The following is a 20,054-nucleotide window of genomic DNA, read 5'->3' as shown; positions in this document are numbered from 1 at the left end:
GCGCGGCGCCGGTCTCCTGCGGGCCGGCGCCGCGCCCGCGCCCGTTTTCCTGATTTGCTGACGTAATTGCAGCCCCTCACCCATTCGGGCGGGTGCCCCCACCTCATCGGGACCACAGGCGCGCCACGCGGGTTCTACTCGTCCCAGCGACGATCCACGACCGGAGGCATGCATGGGCACGACACTGATCCTCGGCGCCACAGGAAATCTGGGCCGGCTGACCGCCGACCTGGTGTACCGCGCCGCTCCCCAGGACCTGCGCGTGGCGAGCAGCCGCGAGCGGGGCGTCGCGCGGCTCGAGGCCCGCTACCCGGAGGCCGAGACGGTCGTCTGCGACTGGAACGACAGGGACAGCGTGGTCACCGCCCTGCAGGGTGTCAGCCGCGTGTTCGTCGTGACGCCGGACATGGTCACCGACGAGACCGTCGTGACCGGCAACATCGTCAGCGCGGCCCAGGAGGTCGGCTCCATCGAGCTGCTCGTCCGCCTGCTCGGCATGCCGCCCGGCTTCACCCTCGAGCACGCCGATCCGGCGTACGTCGCCGCACGGTGCGGCGCCGGCCTGCACGTCGTCGCCAAGCCGATCCTGGACACCAGCGGCCTTCCGGTCGCGTACGTCAACGCCCCGGCCTGGATCATGTTCAACCTCGCCTCGTTCGTCGCCACCGACGTCAAGCCGCGCCACCGGATCGCGATGCCGGCCAGCGTCGACTGCCCACGGATGTGGGTCTCCGAGGGCGACGTCGCCGAGGTGACCGCGACGATCCTGCTCGGCGACCCCTCCGAACACGCCGGCAAGGAGTACATCCTCACCTCGCCCGATCGCCACGACTTCGCGGGACTCGCCGCGATCTTCACCGAGGTCCTCGGTGAGCAGGTCGGCTACCAGGACGACGACAGCTCCCTGCGTGCCGCGATGGGTCCGGCGTACGACCAGCTGATGACCTACCTGAGCTTCGAGACCGGCTCGTACGCCGGCGTCCAGCACGTCGAGACCATCACCGAGATCCTCGGCCGTCCGCAGGAGACCCTGCACGACTACATCACCACCCACAAGGAGCTCTTCTCGTGACCACGATCCACCCCGTTCCCGCCGTACGCGAGCAGATCGAGGGCAAGAACCTGCCGCCGATGGCGATGTGGCCGGCCGAGATGATGCCGCGCCCGATCGCGACCAACCGCAACGCCGTCTGGTACGCCGGTGAGGACCTGATCACCTGCGTCTACGAGTCCGACGACGGCTCGGTCGCCTTCACCGACCTGCCCTACGACGAGCACGTGCACATCCTCAACGGCAAGGCCGTGCTGACCTCCGTGGACGGCCGCGTCGACACCTACGGCCCGGGCGACTGGTTCGTCGCCCCCAAGGGCTGGTCGGGCACCTGGGAGATGACCGGCGGCTACCGCGAGCTCATCGTCTTCCACACCGCGTCGCTGCTCAACGCCGCCAAGGAGTGGGGCATCGACTGACCCCGGCCGGCCGGGCGGAGCGGCTCCCCCACCCGGGTGCGCCCCGCCGCGAGCCGCCCGCTCCGGCCCTGCCTCGTCCTAGGTTCGCTGGACCACCCGTGATCCAGACAAGGAACGCATGATGAAGACGAAAGCCGCCGTGCTGACCGAGGTCGGCAAGCCGTTCGAGATCGTCGAGCTCGACCTCGACGGACCGAAGGAGGGCGAGGTCCTGGTCCGCTACGTCGCGGCCGGGCTGTGCCACTCCGACCTGCACCTGATGAAGGGCGACTTCCCGTCCCGGCTCCCGATCGTCGGCGGGCACGAGGGCGCCGGTGTCGTCGAGGAGGTGGGCGCGGGCGTCACGAAGGTCAAGCCCGGCGACCACGTCCTCGTCAGCTTCATCCCCAGCTGCGGCGAGTGCCGCTGGTGCCGCACCGGCCACCAGAACCTCTGCGACCTGGGCGAGTTCCTGCTCGACGGCCAGCTGCCCGACGGCACCTTCCGCTTCCGGCTCGACGGTGAGGACGCCGGCGGCATGTGCTCGGTCGGCTCCTTCTCCGAGTACGGCACCCTCTCCCAGCACTCCGTGATCAAGGTCGACGAGTCCCACCCCCTCGACAAGGCCGTCCTGGCCTCGTGCGGGGTCCCGACCGGCTGGGGCACCGCCGTCAACGCGGCCGGTGTCGGTGTCGGCGACACGGCCGTGATCTACGGCTCGGGCGGCGTCGGCATCAACGCGGTCCAGGGCGCGGCCGCCGCGGGCGCCAAGAACGTCGTCGTGGTCGACCCGGTCGCCTTCAAGCGCGAGACGGCTCTCAAGCTGGGCGCCACGCACGCGTTCGCCGACGCCGAGGCCGCGCTGGAGGCCGTGTGGGAGATGACCCACGGTCAGGGCGCGGAGCAGGCCATGGTGATCGTCGGCGACGTCAACGCCGAGGTAGTGACGTCCGCGTTCAACGTCGTCGGCAAGGCCGGCACGGTGGCGATCACCGCCATGGGTCCGTGGGAGGACCTGAGCGTCCAGCTCCCGGCCGCCCAGCTGGCGATGTACCAGAAGACCGTGAAGGGCTGCATCTTCGGCCAGTTCAACCCGCAGTACGACGTACCCAAGTTGCTCGGGCTGTACCAGAGCGGCCTGCTCAAGCTCGACGAGCTCATCACCCGCGAGTACTCGCTCGACGAGGTCAACCAGGGCTACGACGACCTGCTCGCCGGTGAGCTGATCCGCGGCGTGATCCGCTTCGGGGAGTAACACGGAGAAACATCGCTGACCCGTCCGCGTGACCTGGTTCACGTGGACGGGTAGTCATCCGGGTAGTTCCCCGGGTGATCCACGTAGTTCCCCGAAGCACTCTTCCGGAACACCAGATCCATGACCTGGAGTCGTCCGGAGGAGGAACCATGAGTGAATTTCGCGGTGGCGCACGCACGGTGACGGGGTGGGACGCATGAGCGCCGCACTCGCCGTCGAGCCGGTCGTCGAGGACCACTGTCGTCTCCAGCGCGTCCTGGTCGTCGACGAGAACGAGCTGCTGCAGGCAGGGCTGCGAGCGGTCCTGGCCGACCAGCCGTGGGTGGCCTCCTGTCTCCTGGCCACCGACGCCGTGACCGCCTGGCAGATCGCGCAACGGAACCACCCGCAGCTGGTGGTCATCAGCACCTCGCTCGGCGGCCGCTCCGCGCTGGAGCTGTGCCGTGCCTTCCGCGAGCGGATGCCGCACGTCCGTGTCGTCCTGCTGGCCGGCGAGGGCCGGGTCTCGGCTGCCATGGCACTCCAGCACGGCGCCGTCGCCTCGCTCTCCAAGCAGATGCCTCGGCAGGTGATCGCCGGAGCCTTGGAGCGGGTCGCCGAAGGTGCCCGGATCTTCCCCAAGGAGCAGGCGGCCCCGCACGTGCGCCTGAGCCCGCGCGAGCTGGACATCCTCCAGCACGTCTCGAGTGGTCTCAGCAACCCCGAGGTGGCGAGCGTCCTGAACCTCTCCCGGCACACGGTGAAGCAGCACACGAGCGCCGTGTACCGCAAGCTCGGCGTCCGCAACCGGGCCCAGGCCGCCAGCCGCGCCCAGGAGCTGGGGCTGCTTCCCTGATGAAGCGCGCTTCGTGACCCCGCGCAGCGGTACCATCGCGACGCCCCGTACCCCTGACGTCACGAAGGATCACATGGCCGTGCGGTCAGGAACCTCCCTGCCCGGCGTGCCGGTCGAGCTCACCAGCTTCGTCGGTCGCCGCCAGGATCTGGCCGCGGTCCGTCAGCTCTGCGGAACTGCCCGGTTGGTCACCGTGACCGGCATCGGCGGCGTGGGCAAGACCCGACTGGCGCTGCGGGTCGCGAACGAGCTGCGTCGCGCGTTCCCCGACGGCCTCTACGTCGTCGAGCTGGCCGCGCTCAGCGACGCGGCACTGCTCCCCCATGCGGTGCTCGACGCGCTCGGCGTCCAGGACCAACCGACCCGGCCACCACTCACCACGATCGCGGAGCACCTGAGGTCACGGCACGTCATGCTGCTGCTCGACAACTGCGAGCACCTGGTCGACGCTGTCGCCGAGCTCGCCGACCACGTCCTCCGCGCCGCGCCGGAGGTCCGGATCCTGGCGACGAGCCGGCAGGCGTTGCGCATCGCCGGCGAGTACGTCTACCCGCTCTCTCCCCTGCCCGCACCGCACCCCGAGACCACGATCCGGCCGGGCACCGCCCTGCAGTACCCGTCGGTGATGCTGCTGGTCGAGCGCTCCGCAGCCGTCGTACCCGACTTCGGGCTGACCCCGGAGAACGAGGCTGCGGTGGTCCGGTTGTGCCAGCGGCTCGAGGGCATCCCGCTGGCCATCGAGCTCGCCGCGGTCCGGCTGAAGGTCCTCACCGTCGAGCAGCTGGTCAGCCGCCTCGACGACCGGTTCGAGCTGCTCAGCGAGGGCAGCCGCAACCTGCCCCGGCGCCACCAGACGCTCCAGGCACTCATCGACTGGAGCCACGACCTCTGCAACGCCGAGGAGCGGACGCTGTGGGCGCGCTCCTCGGTCTTCGCGGGGACCTTCAGCCTCGACGCGATCGAGGCCGTCTGCACCGACGAGTCCCTCCCGCCGGGAGCCGTGCTGAACACGGTCGCCGGCTTGGTGGACAAGTCGATCTTCCAGCGGGAGGTGAACGAGGGCACGGTCCGCTTCCGGATGCTGGAGACGTTGCGCTCCTACGGACAGGACCGTCTCGCCGCCGACGACCAGCAACGCGTGCTGGCCCGCCGCCACCGGGACTGGTGCCTGGCGATGGTCGAACGCGCAGGCCAGGAGTGGGTCAGTCCCCACCAGCAGGAGTGGGCGAGCCGGCTGGAGCTCGAGCACGCCAACCTCAGACGGGCGCTCGAGTTCTGCGTTTCCGAGCCGGGCGAGGCCCGCGCCGGTCTCCGGCTCGCGGCCGTCCCGTGGCTGTGGGGCGCGACTTCGCACCTCAACGAGGGCTACCTGTGGCTGCGGCGCACCTTGGCGCTCGACGAGGAGCCCAGCCACGAGCGCGCGTGGGCGCTCGCGACGGCGGCGTACCTCGCCACCTTCGAACGCAACCTGGAGGCGCTGAACACGCTGCCCGAGGAGGCCCTCGCCCTCGCCGAGGAGCTCGGCGACCCGTCGGCGATCGCCTATGCCAAGCACGTCCTCGGCGCCGGACGGATGCTCGGCCCGGACCCGGGCAGCGCCATCCCGTTGCTCACCGAGGCACTCCAGGGCTATGTCGACAACAACGTGCCCGCGCAGTACCCCGACAGCCTGCTGATCGAGCTGGCGGCCGCCCACCTGTTCCACGGCGACATCGACGTCGCCGCGGGCATCATCGACAAGCTGCTGGCGCAGTGCGCCGCCAACGGCGACCTGTGGAACCTCTCCTACGCCCTGTGGGGCCGCGGGTACGTCGCGGTCCTCCGCGGGCAGCCCGAGGCGGCCGAGGCGGACCTCCGTGGGGCGCTGCGGATGAAGCAGCAGCTGCACGACACGCTCGGCGTGGCCTTCGCCCTTGAGCTGCTCGCGTGGACCGCGGCCCATCACGACGCGGAGCGGTCGGCCACGCTCCTCGGTGCGGTCGACCGGCTGTGGGAGAGCATCGTCGGCTCGCCGCACCTGGCCGACCAGCGCGCGGAGCACGAAGCGGTCGCGCGTGCGAAGCTGAGCGGTCCGGCGTTCGAGCTGGCGTTCAGCCGCGGGCGGGCGGCGGACACCGACGCCATCATCGCGCTCGCCCTGGGCGAGTCGACGCCGCCCTCCGGGGAGGCGACACCGACAGCGCCCGCGGTCTCGCTCACCCGCCGCCAGCAGGAGGTCGCCGAGATGGTTGCCGCGGGGATGTCCAACAAGGACATCGCTGCGCGTCTGGTCATCTCGCTGCGGACCGCCGAGGGACACGTCGAGGGGATCCTGACGAAGCTGGGATTCACCTCGCGCGCACAGATCGCGACCTGGATGAGCCAGCAGGACGCCGGGGAGCGCTGACCACCTCCCCCGACTGGGCCTATTGGCACCCGTGACCTGACTCACAGGTGGCCGTTCGGCGATAGGCCGTACCCAGCGGCCGATGGGCGGCCGCTCACGGTCCGGACCCGGCGTCGCGCGGCCACACCACGAGGAGAAGGTCATGAACACTCGAGACAGGTGGCGGCGGGGCATCGCCCTGGTTTCCGCTGCGGCGTTGAGCCTCGGGCTCGCGGCGTGCGGAAGCAGCGGCTCCACGACTCACGGTACGACGAGCTCGGCGGACCAGCAGCGGTACCAGGCCACGCTCGACGCCTGGTACAAGGGGACGTACAAGAAGCCCACGGGTCCGACCGTCCAGGCCCCCGCCGGCAAGTCGATCTGGCTCGTCGAGTCAGGGCTGGGCAGCGACTACGGCACCCGAGGCGTGGCGGCGGCCCAGGAGGCGGCCAAGAAGCTGGGCTGGACGGTGCACGTGTTCGACGCCAAGTACGACCCGACCCAGATGCTCACGGGCGTCCAGCAGGCCGTGGTCGCCAAGGCCGACGGCATCATCCTCTCGGCGATCGACTGCCCCACCGTCAAGAACGCGGTCGTCCAGGCGAAGTCCGCCGGCATTCCGATCGTCGGCATCGAGACCAAGGACTGCACGCCGGCGCTCCTGTCCCACATCGTCTCCTACGCCGGGAAGGAGTCCTTCCCCGACCAGGACAAGGACTGGGGAAGCGCGCAGGCCGCGTGGGTGATCGCCAAGACCAACGGCCAGGCGAAGGTCGTGCTCGACACCGAGACCGACGCCTGGACGACGCTCACCGCGACGGAGGGCATCAAGCGAGAGATCGCCAAGTGCCCGGGTTGCTCGATCGCCGGTGACGCGACCTTCGTCGGCACCGACCTCGGTCCGGCTCTGCAGCAGAAGATCGAGCAGGCGCTCGTCCAGCACCCCGACGCGAACGCCTTCATCCCGGCGTACGACGTCGTGATGACCCAGAGCGGCGGTGCGCAGGCTCTGCAGACCGCGGGGCGCCTCAAGTCGATGACGGTCATGGGCGGCGAGGGCACGACGGCCGCCATCGACCAGATCAGGAACGGCACCGGCGCGCAGGCGTGTGCCGGCCAGTCGGTCGAGTGGGAGGTGTACAGCGCGGTCGACGCCTTGGTCCGCCTCTTCCTCAAGCAGGACCCGAACGCCGTCGACACCGGCAACGGCATCCAGGTGTGCGACAAGGACCACAACATGCCGCCGGCCGGTCAGCCGTACACGCCGCCGGTCGACTTCCGCTCTGCGTTCTTCGCCCTGTGGGGTGTGGGCTGAGTCCACGGACCGACGGAGAGGACGGAGGCGGTGGCCCGCGCGGATCCGCGCGGGCCACTTCCCTTTCCTCTCCGATCCGCCCGGTAGCCCATCCGGGGGGTGTTGTCGCGCAGATCACCTGGCGCACGCGACGCACGGCCACATCCTGGTGACCACCAACGACCCTCGTCTTCGCGAAAGGGGACCGCCGTGAGCCCTGACCCATGTGAGCCCGCACTGGTGCTCAGTGGCGCCACCAAGTCCTTCGGCGCCAACCTGGCCGTCGACGACGTCTCGTTCTCCCTGGCAGCCGGCCAGGTGCATGCGCTCCTCGGTGGCAACGGCTCGGGCAAGTCGACCCTCATCAAGATGCTGGCCGGCGTCGAGCGCGGTGACGCCGGCACCGTCGTGATCGGCGGCCAGAGCATCGATCTGGCGGACATGACCCCGGCCCGGGCCGCGGCGGCCGGACTGCGGTTCGTCCACCAGCAGCGTTCCACCTTCCCCGAGCTCACCATCGCGGAGAACCTGGCGATCGGTGGCAACGGCTTCCCGCTCGGTGTCGGTGGCCGGGTGCAGTGGCGGACAGCTCGGCGCGAGGCTGCTCGGGTGCTCGCCAAGTACGACATCGACGCGCACCCCGACCAGCTCCTCGGCGAGCTGGGACCGGCCCGGCAGGCCATGGTCGCCATCGCGCGTGCCCTGCAGACCGGCCAGGCCGACAACGGGATCCTCGTTCTCGACGAGCCCACCGTCTCGCTGCCCGACACCGAGGTGCGCCTTCTGCTCGAAGCCGTACGCCGGCACGCCGACCAGGGACAGACCGTCATCCTGGTCACGCACCGTCTCGAAGAGGTCTTCGCGGTCGCCGACAACGCGATCCTGCTGCGCAACGGGCAGCTCGTCGCCGAGGTAGCCCCGCGCTCCATCACTCGCGCGGACCTCGTCGAGCTGATCGTGGGTCGCGCCGTCGACGAGATCGCTCCGGACACCTCCGCCGAGCGTGGGCCGATCGTCCTCGAGGCCGAGGGCCTGTGCGCGGGTCCGGTCGGCCCGCTCGACCTGACGCTGCACGCTGGCGAGGTGGTCGGGATCGCCGGCCTCGTCGGCTCGGGACGCTCGAGCCTGCTCAAGTCCCTGTTCGGCGTCCTCCCGGCCAGCGCCGGCAGGATCCACCTCAACGGCCGGACCCTCCAGCTGCAGAATCCGCGCGACGCGATGCGGGCCGGCATCGCGTTCGTCCCGGAGAACCGCGCGGAGGACGCCGCCTTCGCCGAGCTGAGCGTCAACGACAACATGTCCGTCGCGGTGCTGCGCGACTACTGGCGTACGGGCAGGCTGCGCGCCGGACGCCAGCGCCGCGACGCCCGAAGCCTGCTCGACCGGTTCCTCATCAAGGCACAGTCGGTCGACGACTCGCTCTCCGCGCTGTCCGGAGGCAACCAGCAGAAGGTGATCGTGGCCCGCTGGCTGCGCCGCACCCCGCAGGTCGTGCTGCTCGACGAGCCCACCCAGGGTGTCGACGTCGGCGCCCGGCACGAGATCTACCTGCTCATCCGAGCAGCCGTGGAGGCGGGGGCGGTGGCCCTGGTCGCCTCCTCCGACAGCGAGGAGCTCGCTGCGATCTGCGACCGCGTGATCGTCCTGAGGCACGGACGCATCGTCGGGGAGCTGCCTCGTGAGGAGCTCACCAGCAACCGGGTCGAGCGCCTCGCCCATGGTCAAGAGAAGGAAGTAGCGGTATGAGTTCCGTGTCCGGAAACCACCTGACGATGGACGAGCCCGTCCGGCCCGATCCGGCGCAGGCCGTCCCTGCTCGACGCACGCGTCGGAGCATCCGTTCGCTCCTCGAGGCCTACGCCTTCGTGGTGCTGCTGGTCGGGGCGTTCGTGTTCTTCAGCCTCTGGCCGAGGACGTCGGCGACGTTCCCGACGAGCGCAAACCTGCAGGTCCTCCTGGGGTCGAACACGGTCGTCGCGATCACGGCGTTGGCGGCCCTGATCCCCCTGGTCTGCAACGAGTGGGACCTCTCGATCGGGGGGTCCGCGGCGCTGAGCTCGGTGTTCTGCGCGGAGTTCATGACCAACGGCATGAATCCCCTCCTCGCGCTCGCCATCGGCATCGCCATCGGCGTCGGCGTGGGCGTGGTGAACGCCCTGCTCGTGACGCGCATGGGTGTCAACGCGGTCATCACGACCCTGGGCGTCTCCATCATCATCACCGGCCTGATCAGCCTGAAGACCGGCGGCGTGACGGTCGGAGGCGACCTGCCGCAGAGCGTGACGAACTTCGGCACGGAGAACTGGCTCGGGATTCCGCGGACGGTCTACGCGCTGGCCGTGGTGGCCCTGGTCGTCTACTACCTCGTCGACCACACCCCGTTCGGCCGCTACCTGTACGCCCTCGGCAGCAACCGTTCCGCCGCACGCCTCGCCGGCATCCGGCTCAAGCTCGTGGTCGGTTCGACCTTCGTCATCGCCGGCGGGCTGTGCGGCGGCGCGGGGGTCCTGCAGGTCACCCGCTCGGGCGGCGCGAACCCGCATCTCGCCGACGCCCTTCTCCTGCCGGCGCTCGCCGCCGCGTTCCTCAGCGCAGCCGCGATCCGCCCGGGCAAGTACAACGTGTGGGGCGTCCTGGTCGCCGTCTACTTCCTCGCGGTCCTCAACAGCGGCCTGAACCTCGCAGGCGTCCAGCCCTATGTCTCGAACTTCGTCAACGGTGGAGCCCTCATCATCGGGGTCGGGCTGGCAGCGCGGCTGGGCGACCGGCGAGAGCCGTGACGCCTTGACGCGACCCGCCACTCGGACCAGCAAGCTCGCATCGCTCACGACCTCGGTGGAAGGGCTCGCTGCGCAGGCTGAACATCGCCACCTACTCGAGTCGGGCTCCGGCGACGCTTCCGGTGCCGGATTCTACGAGGCGCGGCACGCAGACTGGCGTCACCGCATCGCGGGGTATGGACGTCGCCCAAGTCCCCGCTGTTCGAGCACACTCCCCGCGAATCTGGTGGGTACACGACGCGATCGCATTGTGCCCTCCAAAGCGAAAGTCCAGGTCAGCCACTGGCTGACCTGGACTTCTTCGTAGCGGGGGCAGGATTTGAACCTGCGACCTCTGGCTTGCTTCAGCCACTACGGAAGGGCTTGGAAGATCGTGGATCTCCTCGGGTTTACGCGGGAAGACCTCACAGTCCACTTCGGAGTGTATCGGGTGAGCGCGGGTGCGGCCGGACCTGTAAGTGGCCGGTTTCTGGCAGTGATCCAATCCTCATCTCGCACCAACCGGCGCTGTCAGCGGAGCGGGAGATAGACGACCCGGTTCTCCCAGTCGTCCGGCTCGCTCGCACCAGCGATCAGGATGAGTTCGTCGATGATCACAGACCGAGGGACGGACTCCGGGATCTCGATGACCCCCGGCATGGGCAGTCCGGCCGCAACGCGCTCGTAGGCGAAGTCGGCGAAGGTCGAGACGTCGTGGGTCACCACGAGGCGCTCCTCGCGGGCAGCCCACTCCAGCACCTGCGGGTCATCGACCTCGCGTAGACCAACCTCCTGCACGGGCACGATGTCGAGATCGGGCTCGCGTCGCTTCAGCCCCGCCAGTGTCTTGTGATCGAAGTTCTCGTCAGCCAGGAACTTGATCGTCATGCGTCCGGCCGGGCGAGGAGCTTTGCGCGGAGGCCCTCGGGCGGGAACCTCGTCTCGATCGCGGCCCGCTGAGCGACGCGTTGCTCCCCGCGTTCCACCAAGTAGGCGTTGACGTCATCCCGGTGGCGCACGCAGTAGGTGAAGATGGCGTAGATATCGCCGAGCGAGATAGTCGGATATGACTCGTGGGTCGCTTCGGGCGAGTCGCCGCGTTCAAAGGCTGCAACGAGAGTGTCGAGTGGAATTCGAGTGCCGATGACCATAAGCCGACCAGCGGCGTCCCTGGTCAGCGGAACCGGCTCTGGCTCGATCGCTGCTGCGGTCATCTCGATGCACCTCCGTTTCAAGCGTACCGGCGATTTCCTGCGCCAGCGGCAGGGATCCGTCGCTCAGTGTGGCGGCGAACCTGCCGGCTGGGCGCCGGCGATCAGATCATTCGCGAGCGTCTCCGCCATCGCCTCCTCCTCGATCGCAAGTCCGTGCTCGGCCATCACCTCGGCAAGCTTCGGGTCCCATGGCGTGGGGACCGGGCGTCCCTCGAGGGCCAGTGAAGGCACGTCGCCCTCGACAACGGTCAGGTAGTCCGCGGAGGTGAATCTCCAAGGGGTCCAGTGAATCCGCCGGCGGAGGGCGTGCGCTATCTGCAGGCCGGGCCAGTCGAAGTCACCGTGGTAGCGACACCCGGCTCCGCGTCCGGTCAGGATGGCAAGGAGTTCCACCACCGCGGTGCTGGGCTGGCCCCACGTGCAGATCAGTACCGGTGCAGACGCGACCGCATCTGAGCGCCCCCAGGCCGAGGCGGCAACCTCGACGATCGTCGGGTTCTCGCAGACGTGGACGATCTGGTCGGTGGGCAGCGCCTCGACACCGCCGGAGCGGACCTGGTCGAGCGTCAGAACCAGAGGCATCCGGGCGGTGCGCATGGCTTCCAGCGCCGCCGCGCTCGCCGCTGCCGACGCCCCAGCCGGAACAGACGCACCCGGAACCCCCAGGCACAGCACCGTCGACGCGACGTTGGACAGTACGACGCCAGCCGCTGCCCAAGCATCGCGGCTTGAGTGGGCGCCCGGCGCGAACGCAGCCTCGATGGCAGCAGCAGCCAAGCGGCCGAGTGGACGCGATACGTCGAGAGCATGCGCGTCGCCAGTGAGCCGTCGCGCGAACACAGACAACGGCTCCCCTGCCGACGGCAGATCCGCCACGACCGCTGCGACCATCTCCACGAGACGAGCACCGACGTCGGGCTCGTGGGCAACCCCGGTCCGCGCAGCCTCCGCCCGCGCTGCTCGCTTGAGCCCACCCGTGGCGCAGAATCCCTCCCACCAGTCCCCGAGTCCAGGGTGGTCGGCAACAGCGTCGCGAAGGCCGCCCGCAGCGTGGGCCCAGGCGGTGGCGGTGCGCCGCCGCTCGAGGGCTGGATCGACGACGGGTCCGGTCAGCGTCTCAACGGCGTCGGCGAGCCCTGCTGGCCACGGTCCCCGGCGCAGGATCGCCTCGACGTCGGCGAGCTCCACCCGCAGGCTCGCCCCCGGGCGTCGTGGCCGCCCGACCAGCCGCACCGCCGCGGCCCGCTGCGCGTCGGTCGGCTCGTCGAGCCGGACGACACCGGACAGTGTCGATCCGCGGCATGCGGTGATCCGGGAGCGCACCCGGGTCAGCAGCCAGGCCATCTCCGGAACGCCGAGGAGCCGCTCCAGCGCAGCCCGGTCGCCCGCGATCTTCGGATCCATCATCATCCGAACAGTGCGTCGTCCACCGCTGGCGAATCGTGTGCATCGCCGGCCCGCGCAGCCCCTAGGACCTCGGCGAGTCTGGTGCGGCGGGTGCCGTTCCACTGCCAGCGGGTGACACCGACGGCATCGACTCCTTCGACCCGGGAGAGCTGGGCGATGGCGAGCCCGGGCACCTGCGGGTAGCAGCCCCACTCCCGCTCGCTCGTCATCACAACGTCGAGGTCGAAGGTGGCAAGGAGTCCCAGCGCCTTCGCCCGCGAGTCATCATCCACACCGGCGAAGGCCTCATCCAGCAGGATGAGGCGTGGCGCGTGCGGACTGGCGGAGTTGTAGTGCGACGAGGCGGCCGCGAAGAGCGGCACTGACATCGCCAGGACGCGCTCACCACCCGAAGCCGGGCCCGTCGCCGGACGCCACTGGCCGTTCTGCCAGCGCTCGATGACGAAGGAGTGCCACTGCCGGTAGTCGAGCGCCTGCTCAAGGTGTTCGGCCCAACCGCCGGTCGGGTCGGCCTCGCGAACCTCCGCAATCCGCGCCTGGAGGAACCCTCCGATCGCGGAACGGTCAGCAGCCGTCCAGGTCGCGTCGGAACGGACCATCAGGCCACGCGCAGCAGCGAGTCCGGCCGGTCCGTCGCTCCGCTCCCGCCATCGGACGCGCAACTGCATGCCGGTGGACGTCTTGCGGGCGGCGAGCTCCGCGTTCATCCGGTCGATCTGTGCCTCGGCCGACAGCAGCAACTCGTGGAGCTCTCCGGCGATCTCGTTGACCAAGTGGTTCTCCAGGATCTCGCGTTCCTTGGCGCTGAGCAGCCGCTCACGTTGCTCCACGTCGTCACTCAGTCGTACGGCGAGCCGGTCGATGTCGACCTCCTCGCTCAGGTAGCGCACACGGGCCACCACCACCTCCCCCCGCTGGTCGAGAAAGGAGGTGTGGCCGTGGCGGCTCATCTGGGTAGAGAGCTCCTGCGCTGCCGTCGACATCCGCTGCTGCGCCCGGCGCCAGGCGTCGTCACTCTCCTCGACACCGTCGAGCTCCTGTTCGGCGCCCCGGGAGAAGGCCAGCGCGGGGGTGACGCTCCAACCGTCGTGCGCGTCCGGGTCGGGGACCTGGAGACCGGGCAGCGCGACGCGCAGAAGTCCGGTGGCAGCGAAGGTGCGCAAGTCACCGATCACCCGCTCACGCTCGGTGGCCGCCTCCTCACGGCGGGTGCCGAGTTCGCGGACCTTCTCCTCCAGGCTGCCGCGACGACCTGCGGTGTCCACCTGCGCTCCGCCGATCCGTGCCAGCTCCGCTCCCACCTCCGTGAGCGCGGCGGTGGTCTCGCCGAGCCGCCGCTCCAACTCCGCGACCGACGCACCGACGGTGGCGCGGAGAGCGTCTGCCTGGGCGCGCAGCCGCACAGCATCGGCGCTGGTCATGCGTGCCGTCTCGTCGCGCTCCGTCAGCATGGTGCTCGACTCAGCGGCCCGCGCGACGGCGGCCTCCCACGCGGCTTGTGCGTCCACGACACGCTGTGCCGCGGTGCGGCATTCGACCAGTGCCTCCGAGTAAGTTCCGACCGCCACCAACGCGGTCTCCAGAGACTCCAGCGTCGTGCCGGTGCCGAGATCGGCGGCAGCCTCGCGCAGGTCGACGGCTGCCTCCTCGGCCGCTGTCGTCGCCATTCCCCACGCCTCCGCTGTCTGCGCCACAGCAGCCTGGGCGACCTCCAGCTCGCGGCCAGCGGCAGCCACCCGCTCATGGGCCGCGGCGAGGTCGCGCTCGGTCGCAGCGGGGTATCCGGCGCGTTCAGCCACGACCTCCTTGGCAGCCTGCTCCAGCTCAGCGAGCAGGGCACGTGAGCGCCCCAGTGCCGCGGCGAGCTCACGCTCTTCGGCACGAAGCCGATCGAGAGCCTCGCGCCGGGTCACCTCACGAGCGCCAGCTCCGACATACTCGGCCCGCTCCTTGGCCCAGGCCCCCGGGCGGGACCGGCGCCCCAGTGTCCGGCCGCATCGATCCACAGGGCGGCCCCGGAGCCCTCGCCGACTCCCACGCGTGCAAGCACCTCGGCCACGACCGGCGCGGGCACAGCGTCGTCCGGGCCGACGGCCGGCGTGAGGAGTGCTCTCAGCGATGCGCCCGCAGCAACCTCGGGGCCGCCCGCTCCGAGCACGACGTCGCCGTCGACGGCGAGCCTGCCGTCCGGGAAGATCCAGGCGTCCAAGAGGCCCGCCGACTGCAGTGCAGCCTCGATTCCCGCCCGGTCGCTCGCTGAGACCCGGTCGGAGAAGTCGGTGAGCCGCCACAGCGGTGCGCCCGAGGCGTCCTCGCGTGCCGTCGGTGTGCGACCCGGTGCCGCGGGCGGCGCGGTGTCGTGGCCGGCCTCCAAGTCCGCGATCGTGGCCCGGATCTCACCGAGCTGCCCGTCGATACGGTCGATCTCGAGCTCTGCGGCGACCTTCCGTCGGCCCAGGTCGTCCAACGTGACCGACGCTGCCGACTCGACCTCTGCGCGGACCGGAGACTCGCCGTCCAGACTGCGCGCCCAGTCCGCAGCCACCTGGGTCAGCTCATCCTCTCCCGCTGCCGGAACCACTACCGCGAGCCCGCTCAGGTAGCTGCGGACCTGGTCGCAGTAGCCGACGATCGCCTCCTCGAGCGACGCGGAGGCCGACTGGACCTGTTCGGCGCGGAGGGCGCCGGCGGCTTCGGCATCGTCGAGCGCCCGCCGCGCCCGTGCAACCCCCTCCTCGGCGACGCGGACGCGGTCGGCGAGGCGTCGCACCTGTCCGATCTGCTCCCGGCGGCGGCCCAAGGCCCGCCGGGCCGCCCGCTCGTCTTGAGAGATCGACGGGTGGTCTGCTGCCAGGCCCGCGTCGACGGCGAGCCGGGCCGCGGCCTGGTCATGGCGTGCCGCGGCCGCGAGAGCAACCTCGTGACGGCGAGAGGCCTCCGCTGCAGCCGCAGCGTCCCGCTCGGCCCGGGCGCTGGCCTGCACCACCTCGAGCGCTGCCTTGTCAGCGGCCGACTCCTGGTCGGTCGCGGCCTTCTCCGCTTGCTCCAGTCGGGCGGCGTCCTTCATCTCCGGGCTCTCCCGGAGCGCCTTCTCCTGTCCCAGCAGAGCACCGTGTCGCTCCCCCGCGTCCTGCTTGGCACGGTTGAGCCTCGCCTCGTCCTCCCGGGCCGAGGCCAGCTCATCCTCGGCGGTGCGCAGGTGGCGGCCCGCGTGCTCGAAGGCGGAATTGGCCAGCCGGACCCCGGTGGTGTGCCGCCGCGCCGCCACCTGCGCATAGCCGCGATAGAGCTTGAGGAAGTCCTCGGCCGCCTTGAGGGTGTCTCGCGCGTCAGCGATCCCCGCGCGCTCCTCCTCCAATGAGCGGAAGGACTCGGCGACATCGGCGACCACCGCCTGGTCGAGGGGCGTGAGGGCCTCGGTCAGCGCAGCGGAGAGCGCTCGCTCGTCGGGTCGCTTCGAGAGCTGCGGCTGGCGCAGTTGGATGAGCAGGTCGATGAGGGCGGCGTACCGCTCCTCGCCGAGGCGGAACAGCGCCTCGTCAACCGCCCGACGATAGGCCTGTTGGCTGGGGTGGACGTGGCCGTTGCCTGCCAGCGCATCGCGCAGCCGGGCGTCAGTCAGCACGGTGCGGTTCTCATCCATCAGCCGCAGGTCGCCGATCCGTCGCGACGTGGTGAACCACCATTGCTTGACGATGCCCCGACCGGCGGCCGCCTTGAGACCGATGCCGAGCGTCAGGAAGTGCTCGATGCCGTCGGCGTCGACACGACCGAACTCGATCCAGGTGTACCCCGTGCGCTCGGAGGAGGCGTGAGTACCGCCGAGGAGGAGGTTCCACTCCATCCGCTTGTTCGGGTCGGCATCAGGCTCGACACGCCGCGGCGCGATCGAGCCGTCGAGCAGGAACGGCAGCGTCAGCGCGAGCACCTTCGACTTGCCGGTGCCGTTGTTGCCGCGCAGCAGAAGCCGGCCGTCGTGGAACCAGAACTGCTCGTCGTCGTAGTAGAACAGATCGACCAGCCCGAGCCGGAGCGGCTGCCACCGCTCGGTGGAGGGGTGAGGCAGCGCATCCGGGCCGGCCTCCCGGGGAAGGATCCATGCCGGTGTGCCGTTCGGGCTGGTCATCGTGCGTTCCTCTCAGCGATCGTCGGCGCTGCCAGGGCGAAGCGACGCAGCGCCGGCAACGGACGTACGACGGCTTCAGGTCCGATGCCCTCGACCCGGACGAGGCCGAGGCCGGCCAGTCGGTCGAGCGCCTCGGCGACAATGGCGTTCTCTGCGCCCGGCTCGCGGGTGGTCTTTCGCCAGTAGGAGGCGTTCTCCTTCGCCAGCGCCCTCACCTTGCGGCGGAGAGTGCTCACCTCCGTCGCGCCGGTGGCGGCGAGGTGCTCGGCGAGCAGTAGCGTCGCGTGGCCGTCAGTGCCCTGCTCGGGCATGCGCACGTCGGTGAGCTGGTCGTCGGGGTCGACCATCGCGATCCCTTCGGCCCGCAGCTCGGGCACCAGGCCGGTGGCCTCGGCGATCCGCCGCGTGACGCCGACCCGCTGTCCGCTGAGCAGGTAGGACCGCTCGGTCTCGGGCAACTCGTCGTAGTAGACGACCGGGTCGCACAGGAGCCGCCGTGTCACAGAGTGGCGCATCCTCCGGTGCGCCTCGTCCTCGGTGTACGCCGGCGGCGGTTCGTGCAGGGCGGCCTCGATGTCCTGGATGGCCGGCGCCGGACCCAATGCCGCCGCGGCCAACCCCGGCCCGAGCTCGGTAGAGAGCATCGTGGCCAGCACCCGGCGGTCGACGTCGTAGAGGGCGTCACCGCCAGACGACACGTAGGAGTCCTCGTCGCCCGCTACGCGGACGAGCACGCCATAGCCCAGCAGCAGCCGGATCGCGGCCACCAGGTCGGAGCGTTCCTCCCGGTTGCCAAGGGTGAATTCCACGCTCTCCAGGCCGGGCTGGCGCGCGGCGAGCACGATCTCGTCGGCCAGCCGTCCCAACGAGACCTGCGGGTCCGAGCGCTCCAGCACGGCGAGGCAGAGGCACAGCAGCACGTATCGACGCCGGGTGAAGCCGGGGTCGCCCTTGCGGGCGCGGGCGGGGTGTCGTCGTGCGATCGCGATCGCCGTCGGCCCGTGCGGCACATAGGTGCCGAGCAGCCGGACCGTCTGCGACTCCACGACCAGCCGCCAGCCGGTCTCCCTCTCGAACCACTCCCGCAGCACGTCGGCATGGCGCCGTGCCAGTCGGAACAGCTCCGGCTCGGTCTGCGCGCGGAGCACCGGCTGCACGAGCAGCGCTCGCAGCGCCTTCGTCCGGCCCTCGGCGTCACGGTCCTCCAGCGCGCCGGAGATCCGGGGCGCGAGCTCTATGCGGCTCACCCGTACGCCTCCTCGAACTCATCGGCCGACTCGTCGAAGGCCGAGGCGATGTCGACGAGGTGGTCGGGACCGGACAGTTCACCCTCGGGAGTGCGGACCACCGCGAGGCCGGCACCGGGCACGCGCCGCAAAGTGACGGTCAGCTCCCCGTCGGAGGTGTGCACCTGGGCCGTCTCGCCGCGCGGGCCCATCGCTGCCAGCGCATCGCCGAGCAAGCCGATGAAGAGCCGGAATGCGTCCGGGTCGAGCTCGCCGAACGCGGACAGCGGCCGTGGCCCGTGGGTGAGGATCCGGCGACGTGCCGCGGCTGTCTGCTCGGCCTCTTCGCGAGCCCGGGCGACGAGGAGGGCCTTCGCGTCGCTGCGGTCGGCGACCCGGACCGCCTTGCCGCGCCGCTCGTAGGAGCCCGTGCGCCGCAGCTGCGGGCTGATCCGAACCGCCGGCGCCTCCGCCCATGGCGTAGCGTTGCCAAGGTCAGCCGCCGCCCACGCGTCCTCGGTCTCGGCCGTCACGCTCAGGTGCCGGACCGGCGCGAGCCCGAAGGCGGTGCGCCACAGCCGGTGCCGGTCACCGTCATTCTCAAGGTCAGCGAACCAGCGGGCCAGGGTGAGGTAGTCGTGCGTGCGGTCAGTGCGCCCGCCCGCCCTGTCATGCAAGGAACGGACCACCGCAAGCAACGACGGGATCGCCGCCCGCGCGCGGGCGCGCAGCAGCTTGGCCTCGCTGTCGCGGCCCGGAGAGCTCACGAACCAGTCCGTCAGCCCCGACCACTGCCGCAGCCAGACATCGCGGCCCGCGGCCACGGCCGACTCCGCCTCACCCGGCGCAGCGTCTGTAGCCTCGCGCTCGGCGGCGGTCGTGGCCAGGAATTCCACTCCCTCGAGAGGGATCGATCCCAACAGCTCCGCGATCGCGGCGCCACGCGTAAGCAGGTCGTGGATAAACCGCTCGAGGTACTCGATCAACTGCTCCTTGTAGGCCAGGAACGCCTCCACGTCGGCGTCGTGGAGATCGATCGTGCGCTGGATCGAGCCCATGAACGCCACAGCGTTCTCGGCCAACTCGGCGAAGCGCTCCCGCAGACTGCGCAGGGCTTGGTGGGTCCGGGCCGGGTCGGCCGGCACGCCCGCACGGTGCTCGGCCACCGTGTCCCTGAGATGCGTGAGCAGGACGACGATGTCCTCGAGCGCGACGGATTGCAACGAGCCACGGGTGCCCAGCGCCGCGTCGTACTGCGCCAACGCCCGCTCGGCGGCCTCGCCCGGACGCGACATCTGGTAGAGCATCCTGCGGCGGTAGAAGTCTTCCAGCGCGGTCACCCGACTCGAGTCGGGGAACGCGAGGACGTTTCCCCAACTGGAATCAGCCAGGCGCTCCAGCGCGTCCGCGACGACCTGCGCCTCGACCGGTTCTCCGCCGTCGAAACGCAGCGCCTCAGACACCTGTTCCGGACGGACGTGGACCGTGAACCTCTCCTTCTCTGCCATGAGCGCGCGCATGACGCGTCGGTAGATCGGCGCGTTCGGTGCGCTGAGGTATGCGAAGGGCCCGTACGCGGCCCCGACGCCGTCGGAGTGGGCACTAGAAGCGGCTGGCAAGTCGGTCACGGCATCAGAGTCCATCGACACCCGACACAGATGTTGATTCTCGGCGCTGGGGGGGCGGATGACGGCCTTAAGGATTTGAACCCTAATCAACTCGCCTCAGATTCGACTGCCCGGATTCTGATCCACGCGGAGAATCACGGAGTGTGATGGGGCGTTCGGCCCGGTTTCTGGCCAGTTTCTGGCCGCTGGGTTCAAATCTTCGCGGCAAATGCAACCGGCCCTGACCAGCGTTTCCGCTGGTCAGGGCCGGTTCACATTGTAGCGGGGGTACTCCGCGCACCTAGTGCCGCGGATTTGAAGTAGTTGGACGGTTGGCCTTTGCGAGGATCTGGTCGGCGGTCTTCGTCCAAACGAACGGATGAGCACGGTCGTGCCAGCCGTCGATGAAGGCACGGATCTTGGCGTTGAGGTCCTTGACGGACTTGAACACACCGCGCCGGATGGCCTGACGCTCCACGATGCCGAACCAGACCTCGACGAGGTTCATCCAGGAGGC

At 70.2% G+C, this 20,054-nt stretch carries 13 protein-coding genes and 2 pseudogenes; 8 read left to right on the top strand and 7 right to left on the bottom strand.

Annotated elements, in window-relative coordinates; translation table 11 throughout:
• The first annotated feature begins 172 nt into the window (after nucleotides 1-172).
• From ACYVAQ_RS08220 to ACYVAQ_RS08185, 8 genes are all read left to right on the top strand, one after another.
• Complete coding sequence (locus ACYVAQ_RS08220) at nucleotides 173-1,072, top strand: NmrA family NAD(P)-binding protein (RefSeq protein ID WP_460788139.1); 900 nt, start codon at nucleotides 173-175, stop codon at nucleotides 1,070-1,072.
• Nucleotides 1,069-1,470: a cupin domain-containing protein gene (locus ACYVAQ_RS08215; RefSeq protein WP_460788137.1), complete on the top strand. Its 402-nt coding sequence runs from the start codon at nucleotides 1,069-1,071 to the stop codon at nucleotides 1,468-1,470. Before ACYVAQ_RS08220 ends, ACYVAQ_RS08215 begins: the two co-directional genes overlap by 4 nt.
• A gap of 121 nt (nucleotides 1,471-1,591) precedes the next feature.
• Nucleotides 1,592-2,704 carry an NDMA-dependent alcohol dehydrogenase gene (locus ACYVAQ_RS08210; protein ID WP_460788135.1) on the top strand — a complete coding sequence of 371 codons (1,113 nt, stop codon included), beginning with the start codon at nucleotides 1,592-1,594 and terminating at the stop codon, nucleotides 2,702-2,704.
• Between the two features lie 196 nt (nucleotides 2,705-2,900).
• Nucleotides 2,901-3,539 carry a LuxR C-terminal-related transcriptional regulator gene (locus ACYVAQ_RS08205; RefSeq protein WP_460788132.1) on the top strand — a complete coding sequence of 213 codons (639 nt, stop codon included), beginning with the start codon at nucleotides 2,901-2,903 and terminating at the stop codon, nucleotides 3,537-3,539.
• A 79-nt stretch (nucleotides 3,540-3,618) separates the two neighbouring features.
• The gene (locus ACYVAQ_RS08200; RefSeq protein ID WP_460788129.1) at nucleotides 3,619-5,925 is read left to right on the top strand and encodes an ATP-binding protein; all 2,307 of its coding nucleotides are present in this window, start codon (nucleotides 3,619-3,621) and stop codon (nucleotides 5,923-5,925) included.
• A gap of 142 nt (nucleotides 5,926-6,067) precedes the next feature.
• Nucleotides 6,068-7,219 carry a sugar ABC transporter substrate-binding protein gene (locus tag ACYVAQ_RS08195; RefSeq protein ID WP_460788126.1) on the top strand — a complete coding sequence of 384 codons (1,152 nt, stop codon included), beginning with the start codon at nucleotides 6,068-6,070 and terminating at the stop codon, nucleotides 7,217-7,219.
• A 189-nt stretch (nucleotides 7,220-7,408) separates the two neighbouring features.
• Entirely contained in the window at nucleotides 7,409-8,944 is a 1,536-nt protein-coding gene (locus tag ACYVAQ_RS08190) for a sugar ABC transporter ATP-binding protein (protein WP_460788122.1), read from the top strand.
• Complete coding sequence (locus tag ACYVAQ_RS08185; protein ID WP_460788120.1) at nucleotides 8,941-9,978, top strand: ABC transporter permease; 1,038 nt, start codon at nucleotides 8,941-8,943, stop codon at nucleotides 9,976-9,978. Before ACYVAQ_RS08190 ends, ACYVAQ_RS08185 begins: the two co-directional genes overlap by 4 nt.
• A 510-nt stretch (nucleotides 9,979-10,488) precedes the next feature.
• On the opposite strand, the gene ACYVAQ_RS08180 is transcribed toward ACYVAQ_RS08185, so the two are convergent.
• From ACYVAQ_RS08180 to ACYVAQ_RS08150, 7 genes and pseudogenes are all read right to left on the bottom strand, one after another.
• Complete coding sequence (locus ACYVAQ_RS08180) at nucleotides 10,489-10,845, bottom strand: DUF5615 family PIN-like protein (RefSeq protein WP_460788118.1); 357 nt, start codon at nucleotides 10,843-10,845, stop codon at nucleotides 10,489-10,491.
• The gene (locus ACYVAQ_RS08175; protein WP_460788116.1) at nucleotides 10,842-11,171 is read right to left on the bottom strand and encodes a DUF433 domain-containing protein; all 330 of its coding nucleotides are present in this window, start codon (nucleotides 11,169-11,171) and stop codon (nucleotides 10,842-10,844) included. The genes ACYVAQ_RS08180 and ACYVAQ_RS08175 overlap by 4 nt, the downstream gene beginning before the upstream one ends.
• Before the next feature lie 63 nt (nucleotides 11,172-11,234).
• Nucleotides 11,235-12,578 carry a TIGR02679 family protein gene (locus ACYVAQ_RS08170; protein WP_460788113.1) on the bottom strand — a complete coding sequence of 448 codons (1,344 nt, stop codon included), beginning with the start codon at nucleotides 12,576-12,578 and terminating at the stop codon, nucleotides 11,235-11,237.
• A pseudogene (locus ACYVAQ_RS08165) lies at nucleotides 12,578-16,704 on the bottom strand (TIGR02680 family protein). Before ACYVAQ_RS08165 ends, ACYVAQ_RS08170 begins: the two are co-directional and overlap by 1 nt.
• A complete protein-coding gene (locus ACYVAQ_RS08160; RefSeq protein ID WP_460788111.1) occupies nucleotides 16,701-17,951 on the bottom strand; it encodes a TIGR02678 family protein in 1,251 nt (416 codons plus the stop codon). The pseudogene ACYVAQ_RS08165 and the gene ACYVAQ_RS08160 overlap by 4 nt, the downstream one beginning before the upstream one ends.
• On the bottom strand, nucleotides 17,948-19,573 hold the full coding sequence (locus tag ACYVAQ_RS08155; RefSeq protein ID WP_460788109.1) for a TIGR02677 family protein: 1,626 nt from the start codon (nucleotides 19,571-19,573) through the stop codon (nucleotides 17,948-17,950). Before ACYVAQ_RS08155 ends, ACYVAQ_RS08160 begins: the two co-directional genes overlap by 4 nt.
• Before the next feature lie 265 nt (nucleotides 19,574-19,838).
• Nucleotides 19,839-20,054 (bottom strand): annotated as a pseudogene (locus ACYVAQ_RS08150) (IS630 family transposase); the annotation flags it as partial.

This window comes from Nocardioides maradonensis, assembly GCF_054777115.1.
Note: the sequence above shows the minus strand (reverse complement) of the source record. Positions and strands in the feature narration are given on the sequence as shown.